The sequence below is a fragment of the Pseudomonas sp. BCRC 81390 genome (genome assembly GCF_030341915.1).
Lineage (GTDB): Bacteria > Pseudomonadota > Gammaproteobacteria > Pseudomonadales > Pseudomonadaceae > Aquipseudomonas.
Genome location: NZ_JATAAG010000066.1, coordinates 368129 through 383911 on the forward strand (window position 1 = coordinate 368129; position 15783 = coordinate 383911).

The window sequence follows — 15783 nt, forward strand, 5'->3', positions numbered from 1 at the left end:
AGATTTTGCAAAAAATTTCAGCGTGGCAGCTTCAGATTGTTCCAGATGGCCAGGCTCGGTTCGGCCTGGTTCAAGGTATAGAAGTGCAGGCCCGGTGCGCCGCCTTGCAGCAGTTGTTCGCACATGCGGGTGATCACTTCTTCGCCGAAGGCCTGGATGCTGGCGGTGTCGTCGGCATAGGCTTCCAGTTGCTTGCGGATCCAGCGCGGGATTTCGGCGCCACAGGCGTCGGAGAAGCGTGCCAGCTTGCTGTAGTTGGTGATCGGCATGATGCCGGGCACCACCGGGATATCCACGCCCAGTTTCTGTGTACGCTCGACGAAATAGAAGTAGCTGTCGGCGTTGAAGAAGTACTGGGTGATGGCGCTGTCGGCGCCGGCCTTGACCTTGTGCACGAAATTGGCCAGGTCGGCCTCGAAGTTGCGCGCCTGTGGATGCATCTCGGGGTAGGCAGCCACTTCCAGGTGGAAGTGGTCAGCGCTTTCCTGGCGGATGAACTCGACCAGGTCGCTGGCGTAGCGCAATTCGCCACTGGCCATGCCCATGCCCGATGGCAGGTCGCCACGCAGGGCGACGATACGCTTGATGCCTGCGGCCTTGTACTCGGCCAGCAGGCCGCGCAGTTCAGCCTTGGTGTCGCCCACGCACGACAGGTGCGGTGCGGCAGGTACCTTCACTTCGCTTTCCAGCTGCAGCACGGTGTTCAGCGTGCGGTCGCGGGTCGAGCCACCGGCACCGTAGGTGCAGGAGAAGAAATCCGGATTGTAGGCGGCCAACTGGCGGGCGACGCCCATCAGCTTTTCGTGGCCGGCATCGGTCTTGGTCGGGAAGAACTCGAAACTGTAGCGGCGTTCCTGGGACATCGGACGTTCCTCTGGCAGCCAGCTGCAAGCGGCAAGCTGCAAATAGAAGCCAGATCGGTGATGGCCGATCTGGCTTGGGCATCGTTCAAGAAGTTTGCGCCTGGGCTTCAAGCGGCATCGGCGCGGTCTGCACCTGCCTGCCGCCTGAAACTTGCCGCTTAGTAGCGGTAGGCGTCCGGCTTGAACGGGCCTTCCACGGTGACACCGATGTAGTCGGCCTGCTGCTGGGTCAGCTGGGTGACCACGCCGCCGAAGCCGCGGACCATTTCCAGGGCAACTTCTTCATCGAGTTTCTTCGGCAGCACTTCAACGGTCAGGCGTTCGGCTTTCTTTTCGGCCGACAGGTCGGCGAACTTCTGCTGGAACAGGAAGATCTGCGCCAGTACCTGGTTGGCGAACGAGCCGTCCATGATGCGGCTTGGGTGACCGGTGGCGTTACCCAGGTTGACCAGGCGGCCTTCGGCCAGCAGGATCAGGTAGTCGTCGTTCTGTGGGTCGAAGCTGCCGGCGCCGGTGCGGTGGATCTTGTGCACCTGCGGCTTGACCTCTTCCCAGGCCCAGTTCTTGCGCATGAAGGCGGTGTCGATCTCGTTGTCGAAGTGACCGATGTTGCAGACCACGGCGCGCTTCTTCAGGGCCTTGAGCATGTTGGCGTCGCAGACGTTGACGTTACCGGTGGTGGTCACGATCAGGTCGATCTTGCCCAGCAGGGCCTTGTCGATGCTGGCTTCGGTGCCGTTGTTGATCCCGTCGATGAACGGCGAAACCACTTCGAAGCCGTCCATGCAGGCTTGCATGGCGCAGATCGGGTCGACCTCGGTGACCTTGACGATCATGCCTTCCTGGCGCAGGGACTGGGCCGAGCCCTTGCCCACGTCACCGTAGCCGATCACCAGGGCCTGCTTGCCCGACAGCAGGTGGTCGGTACCCCGCTTGATGGCGTCGTTCAGGCTGTGACGGCAGCCGTACTTGTTGTCGTTCTTGCTCTTGGTGACCGAGTCGTTGACGTTGATCGCCGGGACTTTCAGCTCGCCCTTGGCCAGCATGTCCAGCAGGCGGTGCACGCCGGTGGTGGTTTCTTCGGTGATGCCGTGCACGCGCTCCAGTACCTGCGGGTACTTCTTGTGCAGCAGTTCGGTCAGGTCGCCACCGTCGTCGAGGACCATGTTGGCGTCCCATGGCTGGCCATCCTTGAGGATGGTCTGCTCCAGGCACCACTCGTACTCTTGCTCGGTTTCACCTTTCCAGGCGAATACCGGGATACCGGCGGCGGCGATGGACGCGGCGGCCTGGTCCTGGGTGGAGAAGATGTTGCACGACGACCAGCGCACTTCGGCACCCAGGGCGACCAGGGTTTCGATCAGCACGGCGGTCTGGATGGTCATGTGGATGCAGCCCAGGATTTTCGCACCCTTGAGCGGTTGCTCGGCCAGGTACTTGCGGCGCAGGCCCATCAGTGCAGGCATTTCCGATTCGGCGATGATGGTTTCGCGACGGCCCCAGGCGGCCAGGGAGATGTCGGCGACTTTGTAATCGGTAAAACCAGCAGGCATGTTTGCAGCGCTCATGAGAGCCTCCATTCGTAGTGTGCGAATGGGCGCCGTTGTGCGTTGAGCGTCCGCGGGAGCGGACAACGCCCCATCCGAGCCTGACAGGCCTAGCCTGCTGCAGCGCCCCTCGGACAGGTGGCGGGCATGGCACCGCTGTGGGCAACCATGTGAAGCGGCGGAGATTATAGCCGTGACCGCCGGCTTGCCCAAGGTTTTCTGTCGATTAATCGCGACGATAGTCGATGTTCAATGGAGCGACACCGGCCGCTCTGCCATCATTGCTACACCGTAGCCAAGCAGGTCAGGAGTACAGATGAACTTTCACACCCGCAAGTGGGTTAAACCCGAAGACCTCAACCCCAATGGCACGCTGTTCGGTGGCAGCCTGTTGCGCTGGATCGATGAAGAGGCGGCGATATACGCCATTGTCCAGCTGGGCAACCAGCGCGTGGTGACCAAGTACATATCGGAAATCAACTTCGTCAGTGCCTCGCGCCAGGGCGACATCATCGAGCTGGGCATCACCGCCACCGAGTTCGGCCGCACCTCGATCACCCTCAAGTGCGAAGTGCGTAACAAGATCACCCGCAAGGCCATTCTCACGGTCGACAAGATGGTCTTCGTCAACTTGGGCGAAGACGGGCTGCCAGCGCCCCACGGGCGCACCGAGATCAAATACATCCAGGACCAGTTCCCGGATTCGGCGGTGGAATGACGATTTCGGGGCTGCAACGCAGCCCCGAAAGCCTCATGGCTGGGCGCTGACCTTGCGCACCACCCGGCCAATGCTCAAACCCTGCACCAGGATCGACGACAGCACCACGATGTAGGTGATCGACAGCAGCAGGTCACGTTCCTCGCCCAAAGGCAGCGACAGCGCCAGGGCCACCGACACCCCGCCGCGCAGGCCACCCCAGGTCAGCACCCGTACCGTGCCCTTGGGCACCGGGCGCCAGCGCCGCAGCAAGACGATCGCCGGGGCCACGGTCAGCAGCCGCGACAGCAGCACCGCCAGGGCCAGCACGCCACCGGCTGCCAGGTGCAGCCAGTTGAACGGCAGCAGTAACAGCTCCAGGCCGATCAGCGCGAACAGCAGGGCATTGAGCATGTCGTCGATCAGTTCCCAGAAACCGTCCATGTAGCGGCGGGTCATGTCATTCATTGCCAGGTTGCGCCCCAGGTTGCCGATGATCAGGCCGGCCACCACCATGGCGATCGGCGCCGAAACGTGCAGTTCATAGCACATGGCCGAGCCACCGATGACCAACGCCAGGGTCAGCATCACTTCCACCTGGTACTGCTCGACGCTCTTGATCATGCGGTAGGTGGCGTAGCCGATCAGGCCACCGAACACTACCCCGCCGATGGCCTCGCGGGCGAACAGGATCGCCGTGTCGGTCATGCTCGGGGTTTCGCCCAGGCGGATGATGCCGAGCAGCACGGTGAAGACCACCACTGCGGTGCCATCGTTGAACAGCGATTCGCCGACAATGGTGGTTTTGAGCGGCTTGGAGGCATTGGCGGTACGCAGCGCGCCAAGCACGGCGATCGGGTCGGTGGGCGAAATCAGGGCACCGAACAACAGGCAGTAGATCAGCGGCACCTGCCAGCCGAACAGGGCGAACACCCAGTGCGACAGGTAACCGATGACCACGGTGGCGATCAGCACGCCGACGGTGGCCAGCAGGCCGATCGGCCAACGGTAGCTGCGCAGGTCGGCGAGGTTGACGTGCAAGGCGCCGGCGAACAGCAGGAATGCCAGCATCCAGTGCATCAGCAGGTCGTTGAAGTCGATCTGGTTCATCAGCCCTTCGACGCGTGCTTCCAGGCCGGGGAAACCGATCAGGCTCAGGCCTTGCAACATCAGGGAGAACAGCAGCGCCGTAACCATCACGCCAATGGCGGGGGGCAGGCCGATGAAACGGTAATTCACATAGGTGAGGAGGGTGGTGAGGCAGATAAACGCGGCAACTAGTTCAAGCATCCCGAATCCTGTAGTAGTGGCTTCCAAGTCATAACCCGAATGGCTCGGGCAGTTCTTTGATGATCTGACGAGGGCTTCGGGGCACAGGATTTGACCAGAATTGCTGGAAGCGTTCCGGGTGTTTACAGCTGGCGGGCGCAATCATGGCAGCGCTCGATCCCACAGGCGCTGAACCGCCATCGGCGAACACATCCCAGGCAACCCGCCCCCCAACGCTATATATTCATCCCTCGAAAACGTCAAAGGACCCAACGGTGTGCTGGCAACTTCCCTGGTACTGATCGCCGCCCTGCTGCATGCGACCTGGAATACCCTGATCAAATTCAGTGGTGAGCGCCTGCTGGTGATCGCCAGCATGGACACGGTGGCGCTGGCCTTCGCGGTGCTTGCCGTGGCCTTCGTCGAGGTGCCGCCGACCAGCGTCTGGCCTTGGCTGCTGGCTTCGGCGTTGGCCGAGCAGTTGTACCGCTTCCTGCTGATCCAGGCCTATCGCGTCGGCGATCTGGGGCTGGTCTACCCGCTGATGCGCGGGCTGTCGCCCCTGGTAGTGCTGGCATTGACCCTGGCCTTTGCCGGCGAATCGCTGAGCCAGCAGCAGATCATTGGCATCCTGCTGATCCCTTGCGGCATGGCCTGCCTGTTGTGGCAGGGCGGTGGCGGTGAGCGGCTACCCTGGTCGATGCTGCCGGTGGTTGCCCTGATCGGCCTGTGCATCGGCTGCTACACCTGGTTTGACGGCCAGGCCGTGCGACTGTGGGGCAAACCCTGGGACTACCTGGTGTGGCTGACCTTGCTCAGCGCCTGGCCCTTTCCATTGCTTGCCAGCGTGGCGCGACGTGCGCCGTTCGTGTTGTTCTGGCGCCTGCAGTGGCGCCTGGGGTTGGCGGTAGGGCTGTGCGTCCTGCTCAGTTACGCCCTGGTGCTGTGGGCGATGCACCTGGGGTCGGTGGCTGAGGCGGCAGCATTGCGGGAATTGAGCGTTATCCTGGTGGTACTACTGGGCATGCGCTACCTCAAAGAACCTTTTGGCGGGCCCAGACTCCTAGCTTGCGGGCTGGTGTTGGCCGGCATGTTGATAATGAAGCTTTGACCCGAAGACTGAACAAGGAGTCCTGCCTATGACCGTTGCCCTGTGGTGCATTCTGATCGCGCTGGTCCTGCCGCCGCTGTGCGCGCTGATCGCCAAGGCGAGCAGTGGCCGTTTCGGCCTGAGAGACAACCACGATCCGCGTGCTTTCCTGGATACGCTTTCCGGCCTGCCACGCCGCGCCCATGCCGCCCAGCAGAACAGTTACGAAGCCTTTCCGGCCTTTGCCGCGGCGGTGCTGGTGGCCGATATCGTCGGCAATGCCGAACAGGTAACCCAGGATGTGCTGGGGGTGATGTACATCACCAGCCGCTTGCTTTACATCATCTGCTACCTGGCGGACTGGGCCGTGCTGCGCTCGCTGGTGTGGTTTGCCGGGATGGCGATGATCGTGGCGTTTTTCGTGGTTTCCATCTGAGAACTGCCGTAGTCCCTGTGGGGGCGGCTTCAGCCGCGAACACCGGCGAAGCCGATGTCATGCACCGCGTGGTCTTGCTAGCGAGTAAACCCGCCCCCACAGGGCTCGCTTGACCTTCAGGGTACCTTGGGCACCTCAGGCAGCGGCTTGCCCTTGGGCCACAGCATCCAGATCTGCCCTTGCTGCTTCATGTTTCCGGCCAGTTCCCCGGCCTCCGGCCCGGTGCCCCAGAACAGGTCGGCCCGCACCTCGCCCGTAATCGCTCCTCCCGTATCCTGGGCGCCCACTGGGCGTACTACCGGGGTTCCGTCCGGGCGGGTGGTGGACAGCCACAGCAGACTGCCCAGCGGAATCACCTTGCGGTCGATGGCTACGCTGTATCCGGCGGTCAGCGGTACGTTCAGCGAACCGCGCGGGCCTTCGTTGCTGTCCGGGCGGGTGCTGAAGAACACATAGCTGGGGTTGCTGGCAAGCAGCTCCGGCACGCGCTGCGGGTTGGCCTGGGCCCAGGCGTGGATGGCACCCATGCTCACTTCTTCCTTTTTCAGCTGGCCTTGTTCCACCAGCCAGCGCCCGATCGGCCGGTACGGATGGCCGTTCTGGTCGGCGTACCCCAGGCGCAGCTGGCGGCCGTCTTCCAGTTGCACCCTGCCGGAACCCTGCACCTGCAAGAACTGCAGGTCCATAGGGTCGGTCAGCCAGGCCAGCACCGGGGCCTTGACGCCGTCGCGGTTGATGACCTCGGCGGTGTCGTAAGGCTTGAGCACGCGCCCGTCGAGGCGCCCGCGCAGGCGTTTGCCCTTGAGCTCGGGGTACACGCTGGCCAAGTCGACCACGATCATGTCATCGGGAATGCCGTAGACCGGCACATGGTTGCTTGCCGACGGCTTGAGGCTGCCGGGGTAGACCGGTTCGTAGTAGCCGGTAATCAGCCCATGGGCGTTGTTCTCGGCGGAACGCAGGCCATATACCTCCAGGTTCTGCTCCAGGAAGGTGCGCACCTGGGCAGCGCTGGCCGTGGCACTGCCGGCGGCTTCGCAGGTAGCGGCCCACACCGGGTCGCGCTTGAGCTTCTCGCAGCCGTTGCGCCAGGCATAGAAGCCGGCCAGCAGGTCTTCGTCACTGACAGCCGGCAGGTCCTTCCAGGTGGTCGGGACGTAGGTGGCAATGGCGTGTGGCTCCGGCCGGGCGTTCTCGCCGCCGTTGCAGCCGGCCAGCAGAGCCAGCACCGGGAGCGTCCAGGCCAGATGGCGCAGGGCTGATTTCATGTGTGTATTCCTGTCGCGGCGAAGATGAATATTCGCCCTTGTTTTTTATGTGGCTATTGGTCTTTGGCCCGTGGACGGCGATACTGGCCGCCCATTTGCGTAGGCCGAAGTGAGCGTGATGTTGAAGCGAGTGACCGTTGTTCTGCTGGCTGCAGTGGCCTTGGGCGGTGCCTTGAGTGGTTGCGAGCGGGTTGACCCGAACTCGCCGCTGGGCAAGCGTAAGGTGATCTTCAAGGACATGCTCAGGACCAGCGAAGACCTGGGCGGCATGCTGCGTGGCCGGCTGCCGTTCGACGGGGTGAAGTTTGCCGACGGTGCGCTGAAGCTCGACAACCTTTCGCACCAGCCCTGGCAGCACTTTCCATCGGCACGTGATGGTGGCGATAGCAGTGCGCGCGCCGAGGTCTGGGAGCGCCAGGCCCGCTTTCATGATCTGGCCCGGCAGCTGGAAGAGGTCACTGGCGAACTGGTCGATGCTACCCGCAGTCAGCCACTTGACGCTGCCCGGCTGAAGGCGCCGATGGACAAAGTCGAAGCGGCGTGCAAGGCCTGCCATAGCGAATTTCGTAATCATTGACCGCGGTTGCTGCTGGCTTTAGCGGTCCAGGTCTTCCACCGCTTCCTGCAGCTCCTTGCGCGACTCGGCCAGCTTGTCCTTGCGCTTGTTGATCTTCTCGGAATCGCCTTTCTTCTCGGCCTTCTTCAGGTCCTTCTCCCGCTGCGCCACCTCGTGACGAGCTTCGAGCACTTTCTGCTCGCGTTCCTTGCGCAGGCTGGCATCGGTGCAGTTGTCGACCCCACGCAGCGCCTCTTCCAGCCCTGAGACCTGCCCGGCGTTGCCCTGGTCACGGGCAATCTTCAACTGGTTTTCGATGGCGCTGCGCTTGGCGGCGCAACCGGTCAGGCCGGCATCCGGTTGGGCAGCCTGTACGGCGCCGGCAGCCAGGCCGAGTGTCGCGAGCAGGAAAAGGGTCGAAATACGTTTCATGAAAAGCCTCCTTGACGGGGCGGGGCAGCAAAAGTTGGGGGAAATCCTGCCTTGGTTTTGCTCATTTAGAAACCCTTGTCGGGCCTTTCCGCTTGATTCGAGGAGTTTCCCTGCAAGTAAATTGGTAAAAAATCATTGCCTGGTGTGCTGGCTGTCGACTCGAAACCCTTCGATGCCGGCCATGCCGAGCTGGTTGGCGATGGCTTGAACCTCAAGGTTGGTGAAAAACTCCACAAGCTGTTGCCCGCGCTTTGCGCCGATACCGGGCAAGGCTTGCCACTCGACGGCTGCGCGCGCGGCCAGGTCCGGCCAGTCGCCTGCCAGCTGCACACCTGCTGGGGTCGGCACGCCTAGCCCGCGCAGCCATTGGGCAAATGGCCGCGAGCGGGCTTGTTGGAAGCTGTCCAGCAACTGCGCCGCAGTGATGTCGCTGATTCCCCTGACCTGGCCCAGGCGTTCGGCATCCAGGTGCAGCCAGTCGGTCATTGAGGTCACCAGCCCGGCTGCCACCAGCCGGCGCCAGGTGCCAGGGCCGACGCGCGGCAGCGCCAGCCCCTGTTTACCACTGAGCCAGGAGAGGCGGGCCACGAACTGCTCCTCACAGCCGACAGCGGCCTGCCAGCAACTGTGGACGTGGTACTGGCCGGGCGCTGGCGCGGTGACCGGCTGACGCTCGACGGCGCGGTGCAGCACCTGCTCCAGGCGCGGGATGGTAAGCCCGGCAAGGCTCACGGCCACCTGGTCGCCGGGACGGATATCGAGGCCCTGCCAGCGTGCCAGCGAGCCCAGGCTTACCTGGGTGATCCGCCGGTCATCGAGAGTCACCGGAAGGAGCTGCAGCACCGGCGTGACCTTGCCGGTACGGCCGATACGGAAGCGGACCTCGCGGACTTCCGCCAACGCCTGTGTGAAGGGGTACTTCCAGGCTGCAATCCAGTAGGGTGCCCGGGCCTGCCAGCGCTCGCCGGGCGGCCGACTGCCCAGGCGCAGGATCACGCCGTCGCTGGCGAAAGGCAGGGCGGTGCGGTACCAATGCTCGCGCCATCGGGCTGCGTCCTCCGCTGTATCGATGGCGACGCTGTAGTCCTGGCCTTCGGGAAAGCCCAGTTGCGCCAGCTGCGCAAGACGCTCGGCCTGTTGCGCGGGGCCTTGAGGCCAGTCCCAGACGAACAGGCCGATGCCATTGCCCTGTTCATTGCCCAACACCTTGCGCGCCAGCAGCCCAGCCACTGTACCGCGGGCGTTGGCGCTGCCTGCCCGGGCTTGTACGTGCGCGTCCAGGCGCCAATACAGTTCGCCGTGCAACAGCAGGTCCAGGGGCTGGTGCAACTGCCGGGTGATTGCACCCAACCGCGGGATGTGGCGGCTCCAGTCATGCCCTTGCACCCCGTCGCCGCGGCTGATCAATTGCACCAGACGGCCCTGCCGATAGACCAGGGAGACGGCTACGCCATCGACCTTGGGCTGCACCCAGACCCCGCGCTTGCCGGCCAGCCAGCGCACCACGGCCGGCTGGTCGGCCAGCTTGTCGACCCCGGTATGCGGTATCGGGTGGGGGACCGGCCCGCGGGCACTGGCCAAGGGCGCCGCGATGGTCGCCAGGCCAAAGCACTGCTGCAGGTGTGTCAGGCGCTGGCGGCTCTGGTCGTATAACTCATCTGGCACCAGCGCAACGCCCTGGCGATGGTAGTGGTCATCCCAGCGGGCGAGCGTGGTACGCAACTGGGCGGTTTCAGCGGCAGCTTGCTGCGGGCTCCAGCCCGGGCATTGGCCGGCCCGCGTCAGCGGGGCCTGGAGTATCAACAGCAGGGCGAACAACAGCATGAGTGGCATGGCCAGCATCCTTGCATGGCGTGTGGGAGCCCTCAGCCTAGGCAGGTGAAGTGCGCGGTGCCATACAGGGTTTGTCAGGCGATATGTCACGAAAAAGCCCCTGCCGAACACTCGGCAGGGGCTTTCATCGAGCGCTGCAGGAAAAGTTACAGGTCGGCAGCGTCACGCAGCGACTGGGCGCGGTCGGTACGCTCCCAGGTGAAGGTGGTGAAGGTGTCGTCGCCGACGGTCTTCTGCTGCGGCTCGCGGCCGAAGTGGCCGTAGGCGGCGGTTTCCTGGTACATCGGGTGCAGCAGGTCGAGCATGGTGGTGATGGCGTACGGACGCAGGTCGAAGCATTCGCGCACCAGCTGGATGATCTTGTCGTCGGAAACCTTGCCGGTACCGAAGGTATTGATCGAGATGGAGGTTGGCTGGGCCACGCCGATAGCGTAGGAAACCTGGATCTCGCAACGTTCGGCCAGGCCGGCGGCGACGATGTTCTTGGCCACGTAGCGGCCAGCGTAGGCGGCGGAACGGTCGACCTTGGACGGGTCCTTGCCGGAGAACGCGCCACCACCATGGCGGGCCATGCCGCCGTAGGAATCGACGATGATCTTGCGCCCGGTCAGGCCGCAGTCACCTACCGGGCCACCGATGATGAAGTTGCCGGTCGGGTTGATGTGGTACTGGGTGCCTTTGTGCAGCAGTTCGGCAGGCAGGGTGTGCTTGACGATCAGCTCCATCACCGCTTCCTGCAGGTCTTTCTGCGAAACCTCAGGGTTGTGCTGGGTCGACAGCACCACGGCGTCGATGCCGACCACCTTGCCGTTTTCGTAACGGCAGGTGACCTGCGACTTGGCGTCCGGGCGCAGCCAGGGCAGCAGGCCGGACTTGCGCGCTTCGGCCTGGCGCTCGACCAGGCGGTGCGAGAAGCAGATCGGCGCCGGCATCAGCACTTCGGTTTCGTTGCTGGCATAGCCGAACATCAGGCCCTGGTCACCGGCACCCTGGTCTTCCGGCTTGGAGCGGTCCACGCCCTGGGCGATGTCCACCGACTGCTTGCCGATGATGTTCATCACGGCGCAGGTGGCGCCATCGAAACCAACGTCGGAGCTGTTGTAGCCGATGTCGATGATGACCTTGCGCACCAGGTCTTCCAGGTCGACCCAGGCCGAAGTGGTGACTTCGCCGGCGATGATGGCGACACCGGTCTTGACCAGGGTTTCGCAGGCGACGCGGGCGTATTTGTCCTGGGCGATGATGGCATCAAGGACGGCGTCCGAAATCTGGTCGGCGATCTTGTCCGGATGCCCTTCGGACACGGACTCGGAGGTGAAAAGGGAGTATTCGCTCATCTCGAAGGTTCCTGAAATTTACCGATGGTGTATGTCGCCAGCCGTCCGCTGAAAATGGCGGACCTGGATCTGGAAACCGTTACGCAAGCCCACGTACAGGCTGTCCCCCGGGGCCAGCCCGGCTGCCGTGGCCCAACGGGCCAGGTCGTCCTGTTCAAAACCGAGCCAGAGGTCGCCGCAGGCTTCCCGCGCCCAGCCCTGGTCATGGCTGCACAGTTCGGTGACCAGCAGGCTGCCGCCTGCCTTCACCCGTTTGGCCAGCTGGCGCAGGGCCAGGGCCGGATCGCTGAAATGGTGCAGGACCATGTTCAGCACAACGCAGTCGGCTTCCACATCCGTTGCACCCAGTGCATCGGCCAACTGCAGGTTTACATTACCCAGACGCTCACGTTCGCAGACCTGGCGTGCCAGTTCGAGCATGGTCGGGCTGTTATCCAGCGCGGTGACCCGGGCGAAGCGCCGGGCCAGGTCCGGCAGGAAGCCGCCGTCACCGGGGCCGACCTCCAGGGCACTGGCGGTCGGGTCGAAATTCAGCTTGTCGAGCAGCGCCAGCAGGCTTTCGCGGTACTGCGGCAGGCCGGCGATCAGGTCCTGCTGGGCGCGAAACTTCTCTTCCACGCGCAGGAAGAAATCCTGGCTGGTGGCGGCACGTCGTTGCTGCACCTGGGCGATGCGAGCTTGTACCTCAGGCGGCAAGGCCAGGTCGTCGACCTCTTCGAGCAGTGCCGCATGCAGCCTGCCGCCCAGGCGCAAGCTGTCGGGCAGGGCACGGCGGTAGAAGATGGCGTTGCCTTCGCGGCGGGTGGCGACCAGCTCGGCCTGGGCCAGCACCTTCAGGTGGTGGCTCATGCCCGATTGGCCAACGTCGAAGATCTGCGCCAGTTCCAGCACGCCGAACGAGTCATTGGCCAGGGCGCGCAACACGTTCAGGCGCAACGCGTCGCCACTGGCTTTGCACAAGGCAGCCAATGCTTCGCATTGCTCGGGGATCGATTGCGCACGCAGGTTCATGGGGCGGCAGTCTAGACAGGCATCGTTGCCCTAGCAAGGGCAATATCAAAAAGTTTTGATATTGGGTGATGAGCGGGACGGTTTGCCCGGTTTTGCCCCGATTTGAAAGCCAATCGCAGGAAAATCCCCCGACTGCGACCATACGTCATTGCCCCAAGCCCCCCCAGTGGGCGAAAATGGCCGCCTTTTTTCGTGACACCACCTATTCAAACCCCCAGGAGATCAGCGATGCCCAGCCGTCGTGAACGTGCCAACGCCATTCGTGCCCTCAGCATGGATGCCGTGCAAAAGGCCAACAGCGGCCACCCAGGTGCCCCCATGGGCATGGCGGATATCGCCGAAGTGCTTTGGCGCGACTATCTGAAGCACAACCCGAGCAACCCGAAATTCGTCGACCGCGACCGCTTCGTGCTGTCCAACGGCCACGGTTCGATGCTGATCTACTCGCTGCTGCACCTGACCGGCTACGACCTGTCGATCGATGACCTCAAGGCCTTCCGCCAGCTGCACAGCCGCACCCCGGGCCACCCGGAATACGGCTACACCCCAGGCGTCGAGACCACCACCGGCCCGCTCGGCCAGGGCATCGCCAACGCCGTGGGCTTCGCCCTGGCGGAAAAAGTGCTGGCGGCCCAGTTCAACCGTGATGGCCACACCATCGTCGACCACAACACCTACGTGTTCCTCGGCGACGGCTGCATGATGGAAGGTATTTCCCACGAGGTCGCCTCGCTGGCCGGCACCCTGGGCTTGAACAAGCTGATCGCGTTCTACGACGACAACGGCATCTCCATCGACGGCGAAGTGCACGGCTGGTTCACCGATAACACCCCGGCGCGCTTCGAGGCGTACAACTGGCAGGTAATCCGCAATGTCGACGGCCATGACGCCGACGAGATCAGGACTGCCATCGAGACCGCTCGCAAGAGCGATCGCCCGACCCTGATCTGCTGCAAGACCATCATCGGTTTCGGCTCGCCGAACAAGCAGGGCAAGGAAGACTGCCACGGCGCGCCGCTGGGCAACGACGAAATCGCCCTGGCGCGCAAAGAGCTGAACTGGAACCACGGCCCGTTCGAGATCCCCGCCGACATCTACGCCGAGTGGGATGCCAAGGCCGCCGGTGCCAAGGCCGAAGCCGAGTGGAACCAGCGTTTCGAAGCCTATGCCAAGGCCTATCCAGAGCTGGCTGCCGAGTTCCAGCGCCGTGCTGCTGGCGAGCTGCCGGCCGATTTCAGCGAGAAGGCCCAGGCCTACATCAACGAAGTGGCGGCCAAGGGCGAAACCATCGCCAGCCGCAAGGCCAGCCAGAACGCCCTGAACGCCTTCGGCCCGCTGCTGCCCGAATTCCTCGGCGGTTCGGCCGACCTGGCCGGCTCCAACCTGACCCTGTGGAAGGGCTGCAAGGGTGTCGAAGCCAACGATGCCAGCGGCAACTACGTGTTCTACGGTGTGCGCGAGTTCGGCATGACCGCCATCATGAACGGCGTTGCCCTGCACGGTGGCCTGGTGCCTTATGGCGCGACCTTCCTGATGTTCATGGAATACGCCCGCAACGCTGTGCGCATGTCGGCGCTGATGAAGCAGCGCGTGATCCACGTCTATACCCACGACTCCATCGGCCTGGGCGAAGACGGTCCGACCCACCAGCCGATCGAGCAGCTGACCAGCCTGCGCAGCACGCCGAACCTGGACACCTGGCGCCCGGCCGACGCGGTGGAATCCGCCGTGTCCTGGAAATACGCCCTGGAGCGCAAGGACGGCCCTTCGGCCTTGATCTTCTCGCGCCAGAACCTGCAGCACCAGGCACGTGACGCCCAGCAGATCGCCGACATCAGCCGTGGCGGCTACGTGCTCAAGGACTGCGCCGGCGAGCCTGAGCTGATCCTGATCGCCACCGGTTCGGAAGTGGGCCTGGCGGTTCAGGCGTTCGACAAGCTGACCGAGCAAGGCCGCAAGGTGCGTGTGGTTTCCATGCCGTGCACCAGCGTGTTCGATGCCCAGGATGCTGCCTACAAGCAGTCGGTATTGCCGCTGGAAGTGGGTGCGCGCATTGCCATCGAAGCTGCTCATGCCGACTTCTGGTACAAGTATGTTGGCCTGGAAGGCCGCGTCATCGGCATGACCACCTACGGTGAGTCGGCGCCGGCTTCGGCTCTGTTCGAAGAGTTCGGCTTCACCGTGGAGAACATCCTCGGTACTGCCGAAGAGCTGCTGGAAGACTGATACAAGGAAGGCGAGGGCCTTTGGCCCTCGTTCGCGGCACAAGGCCGCTCCCACAGGGTATTGCGTATGCCGTCCCCTGTAGGAGCGGCCTTGTGCCGCGAATGGGCTGCGCAGCGGCCCCGTTCAACTGCCGGAGTTCAAGAGCTACCTATGTCCCACCCGCGTCCCTACAAAGTTGCACTCAACGGTTATGGCCGTATCGGCCGCTGTGTCCTGCGCGCGCTGTTCGAGCGGGGGGCGAAGGCCGGTTTCGAGATCGTCGCGCTGAACGACCTGGCCGACCAGGCCAGCCTGGAATACCTGACACGCTTCGACTCTACCCACGGGCGTTTTCCCGGCGAGGTGAAGGTCGATGGCGACTGTCTGCATATCAATGGCGACTGCGTGAAGGTGATGCGCAGTGCCACCCCTGAAGGCATCGACTGGGCGGCCCTGAACATCGACCTGGTGCTGGAGTGCTCCGGCGCCTACCACACCCGCGCCGATGGCCAGCGCTTCCTCGACGCCGGTGCACCGCGGGTGCTGTTCTCGCAGCCGATGGCCAGCGAGGCCGACGTCGACGCCACGGTGGTCTACGGTATCAACCAGGCCTGCCTGACCGGCCGTGAGCGGCTGGTGTCCAACGCCTCGTGCACCACCAACTGCGGCGTGCCGCTGCTGCGCGTGCTGGACCAGGCGTTCGGTATCGAGTACGTGCAGATCACCACCATCCACTCGGCGATGAACGACCAGCCGGTAATCGACGCCTATCACCACGAAGACCTGCGCCGCACGCGCTCGGCCTTCCAGTCGGTGATCCCGGTGTCCACTGGTCTGGCGCGTGGCATCGAACGCCTGCTCCCGGAACTTGCCGGGCGAATCCAGGCCAAAGCGGTACGCGTACCGACCGTCAACGTCTCGTGCCTGGACATCACCCTGCAGACTGCCCGCGATACCAGTGCGGCCGAAGTCAACCAGGTGTTGCGCGAGGCGGCGCTGGAAGGCCCGCTGAAAGGCTTGCTGGCCTACACCGAGTTGCCGCATGCCAGCTGTGATTTCAACCACGACCCGCATTCGGCGATCGTCGATGCCAGCCAGACCCGTGTTGCCGGCCCACGCCTGGTGAACCTGCTGGCCTGGTTCGACAACGAATGGGGGTTTGCCAACCGTATGCTCGACGTTGCCGAACACTATCTGCACGTCGTCCACCCCACCCGCAACAAACAGCCCTGAAGGACT

The 15783-nt window shown here is 63.7% G+C and carries 14 protein-coding genes and 1 riboswitch; of the genes, 6 read left to right on the top strand and 8 right to left on the bottom strand.

Annotation, left to right across the window (positions count from 1 at the left end):
• Positions 1-17: 17 nt before the first annotated feature.
• Positions 18-863: a methylenetetrahydrofolate reductase [NAD(P)H] gene (gene metF / locus QSV36_RS18305; RefSeq protein ID WP_289133638.1), complete on the bottom strand. Its 846-nt coding sequence runs from the start codon at positions 861-863 to the stop codon at positions 18-20.
• Positions 864-1021: 158 nt separating this feature from the next.
• Positions 1022-2431 (bottom strand): adenosylhomocysteinase, encoded by a 1410-nt coding sequence (gene ahcY / locus QSV36_RS18310; protein WP_289133639.1) that lies wholly within the window; start codon positions 2429-2431, stop codon positions 1022-1024.
• A 20-nt stretch (positions 2432-2451) separates the two neighbouring features.
• A riboswitch (S-adenosyl-L-homocysteine riboswitch) is annotated at positions 2452-2548 on the bottom strand.
• A gap of 178 nt (positions 2549-2726) precedes the next feature.
• Here ahcY and QSV36_RS18315 point away from each other — a divergent pair.
• Positions 2727-3128 (top strand): acyl-CoA thioesterase, encoded by a 402-nt coding sequence (locus QSV36_RS18315; protein WP_009399312.1) that lies wholly within the window; start codon positions 2727-2729, stop codon positions 3126-3128.
• A gap of 33 nt (positions 3129-3161) precedes the next feature.
• Here QSV36_RS18315 and QSV36_RS18320 read toward each other — a convergent pair whose 3' ends face one another.
• Positions 3162-4397: a cation:proton antiporter gene (locus QSV36_RS18320; protein WP_170033152.1), complete on the bottom strand. Its 1236-nt coding sequence runs from the start codon at positions 4395-4397 to the stop codon at positions 3162-3164.
• Between the two features lie 256 nt (positions 4398-4653).
• Here QSV36_RS18320 and QSV36_RS18325 point away from each other — a divergent pair, with 256 nt between their 5' ends.
• Both QSV36_RS18325 and QSV36_RS18330 read left to right on the top strand, forming a co-directional pair.
• Positions 4654-5487: an EamA family transporter gene (locus tag QSV36_RS18325; RefSeq protein WP_289133640.1), complete on the top strand. Its 834-nt coding sequence runs from the start codon at positions 4654-4656 to the stop codon at positions 5485-5487.
• Between the two features lie 28 nt (positions 5488-5515).
• Positions 5516-5902 carry an MAPEG family protein gene (locus tag QSV36_RS18330; RefSeq protein WP_289133641.1) on the top strand — a complete coding sequence of 129 codons (387 nt, stop codon included), beginning with the start codon at positions 5516-5518 and terminating at the stop codon, positions 5900-5902.
• 116 nt (positions 5903-6018) lie between these two features.
• Here QSV36_RS18330 and mltA read toward each other — a convergent pair whose 3' ends face one another.
• Complete coding sequence (gene mltA, locus QSV36_RS18335; protein ID WP_289133642.1) at positions 6019-7170, bottom strand: murein transglycosylase A; 1152 nt, start codon at positions 7168-7170, stop codon at positions 6019-6021.
• Between the two features lie 118 nt (positions 7171-7288).
• Between mltA and QSV36_RS18340 the strand changes: the two genes are divergently transcribed.
• Positions 7289-7747 carry a c-type cytochrome gene (locus QSV36_RS18340; RefSeq protein ID WP_289133643.1) on the top strand — a complete coding sequence of 153 codons (459 nt, stop codon included), beginning with the start codon at positions 7289-7291 and terminating at the stop codon, positions 7745-7747.
• An 18-nt stretch (positions 7748-7765) separates the two neighbouring features.
• Here the strand turns inward: QSV36_RS18340 and QSV36_RS18345 are convergent, their stop codons facing one another.
• The 4 genes from QSV36_RS18345 to QSV36_RS18360 form a co-directional block, all read right to left on the bottom strand.
• Complete coding sequence (locus QSV36_RS18345; RefSeq protein WP_225779500.1) at positions 7766-8158, bottom strand: DUF1090 domain-containing protein; 393 nt, start codon at positions 8156-8158, stop codon at positions 7766-7768.
• A 132-nt stretch (positions 8159-8290) separates the two neighbouring features.
• Positions 8291-9991, bottom strand: coding sequence for an NAD-dependent DNA ligase LigB (gene ligB, locus QSV36_RS18350; protein ID WP_289133644.1), 1701 nt, complete (start codon positions 9989-9991; stop codon positions 8291-8293).
• 146 nt (positions 9992-10137) lie between these two features.
• A complete protein-coding gene (gene metK, locus QSV36_RS18355) occupies positions 10138-11328 on the bottom strand; it encodes a methionine adenosyltransferase (RefSeq protein ID WP_289133645.1) in 1191 nt (396 codons plus the stop codon).
• 18 nt (positions 11329-11346) lie between these two features.
• Positions 11347-12339, bottom strand: coding sequence for an ArsR/SmtB family transcription factor (locus QSV36_RS18360; RefSeq protein ID WP_289133646.1), 993 nt, complete (start codon positions 12337-12339; stop codon positions 11347-11349).
• A gap of 228 nt (positions 12340-12567) precedes the next feature.
• Here QSV36_RS18360 and tkt point away from each other — a divergent pair, with 228 nt between their 5' ends.
• Together tkt and epd are read left to right on the top strand one after the other, a co-directional pair.
• Positions 12568-14565, top strand: coding sequence for a transketolase (gene tkt, locus QSV36_RS18365; RefSeq protein WP_289133647.1), 1998 nt, complete (start codon positions 12568-12570; stop codon positions 14563-14565).
• A gap of 150 nt (positions 14566-14715) precedes the next feature.
• Complete coding sequence (gene epd, locus QSV36_RS18370; protein ID WP_289133648.1) at positions 14716-15777, top strand: erythrose-4-phosphate dehydrogenase; 1062 nt, start codon at positions 14716-14718, stop codon at positions 15775-15777.
• The last annotated feature ends 6 nt before the right edge of the window (positions 15778-15783 follow it).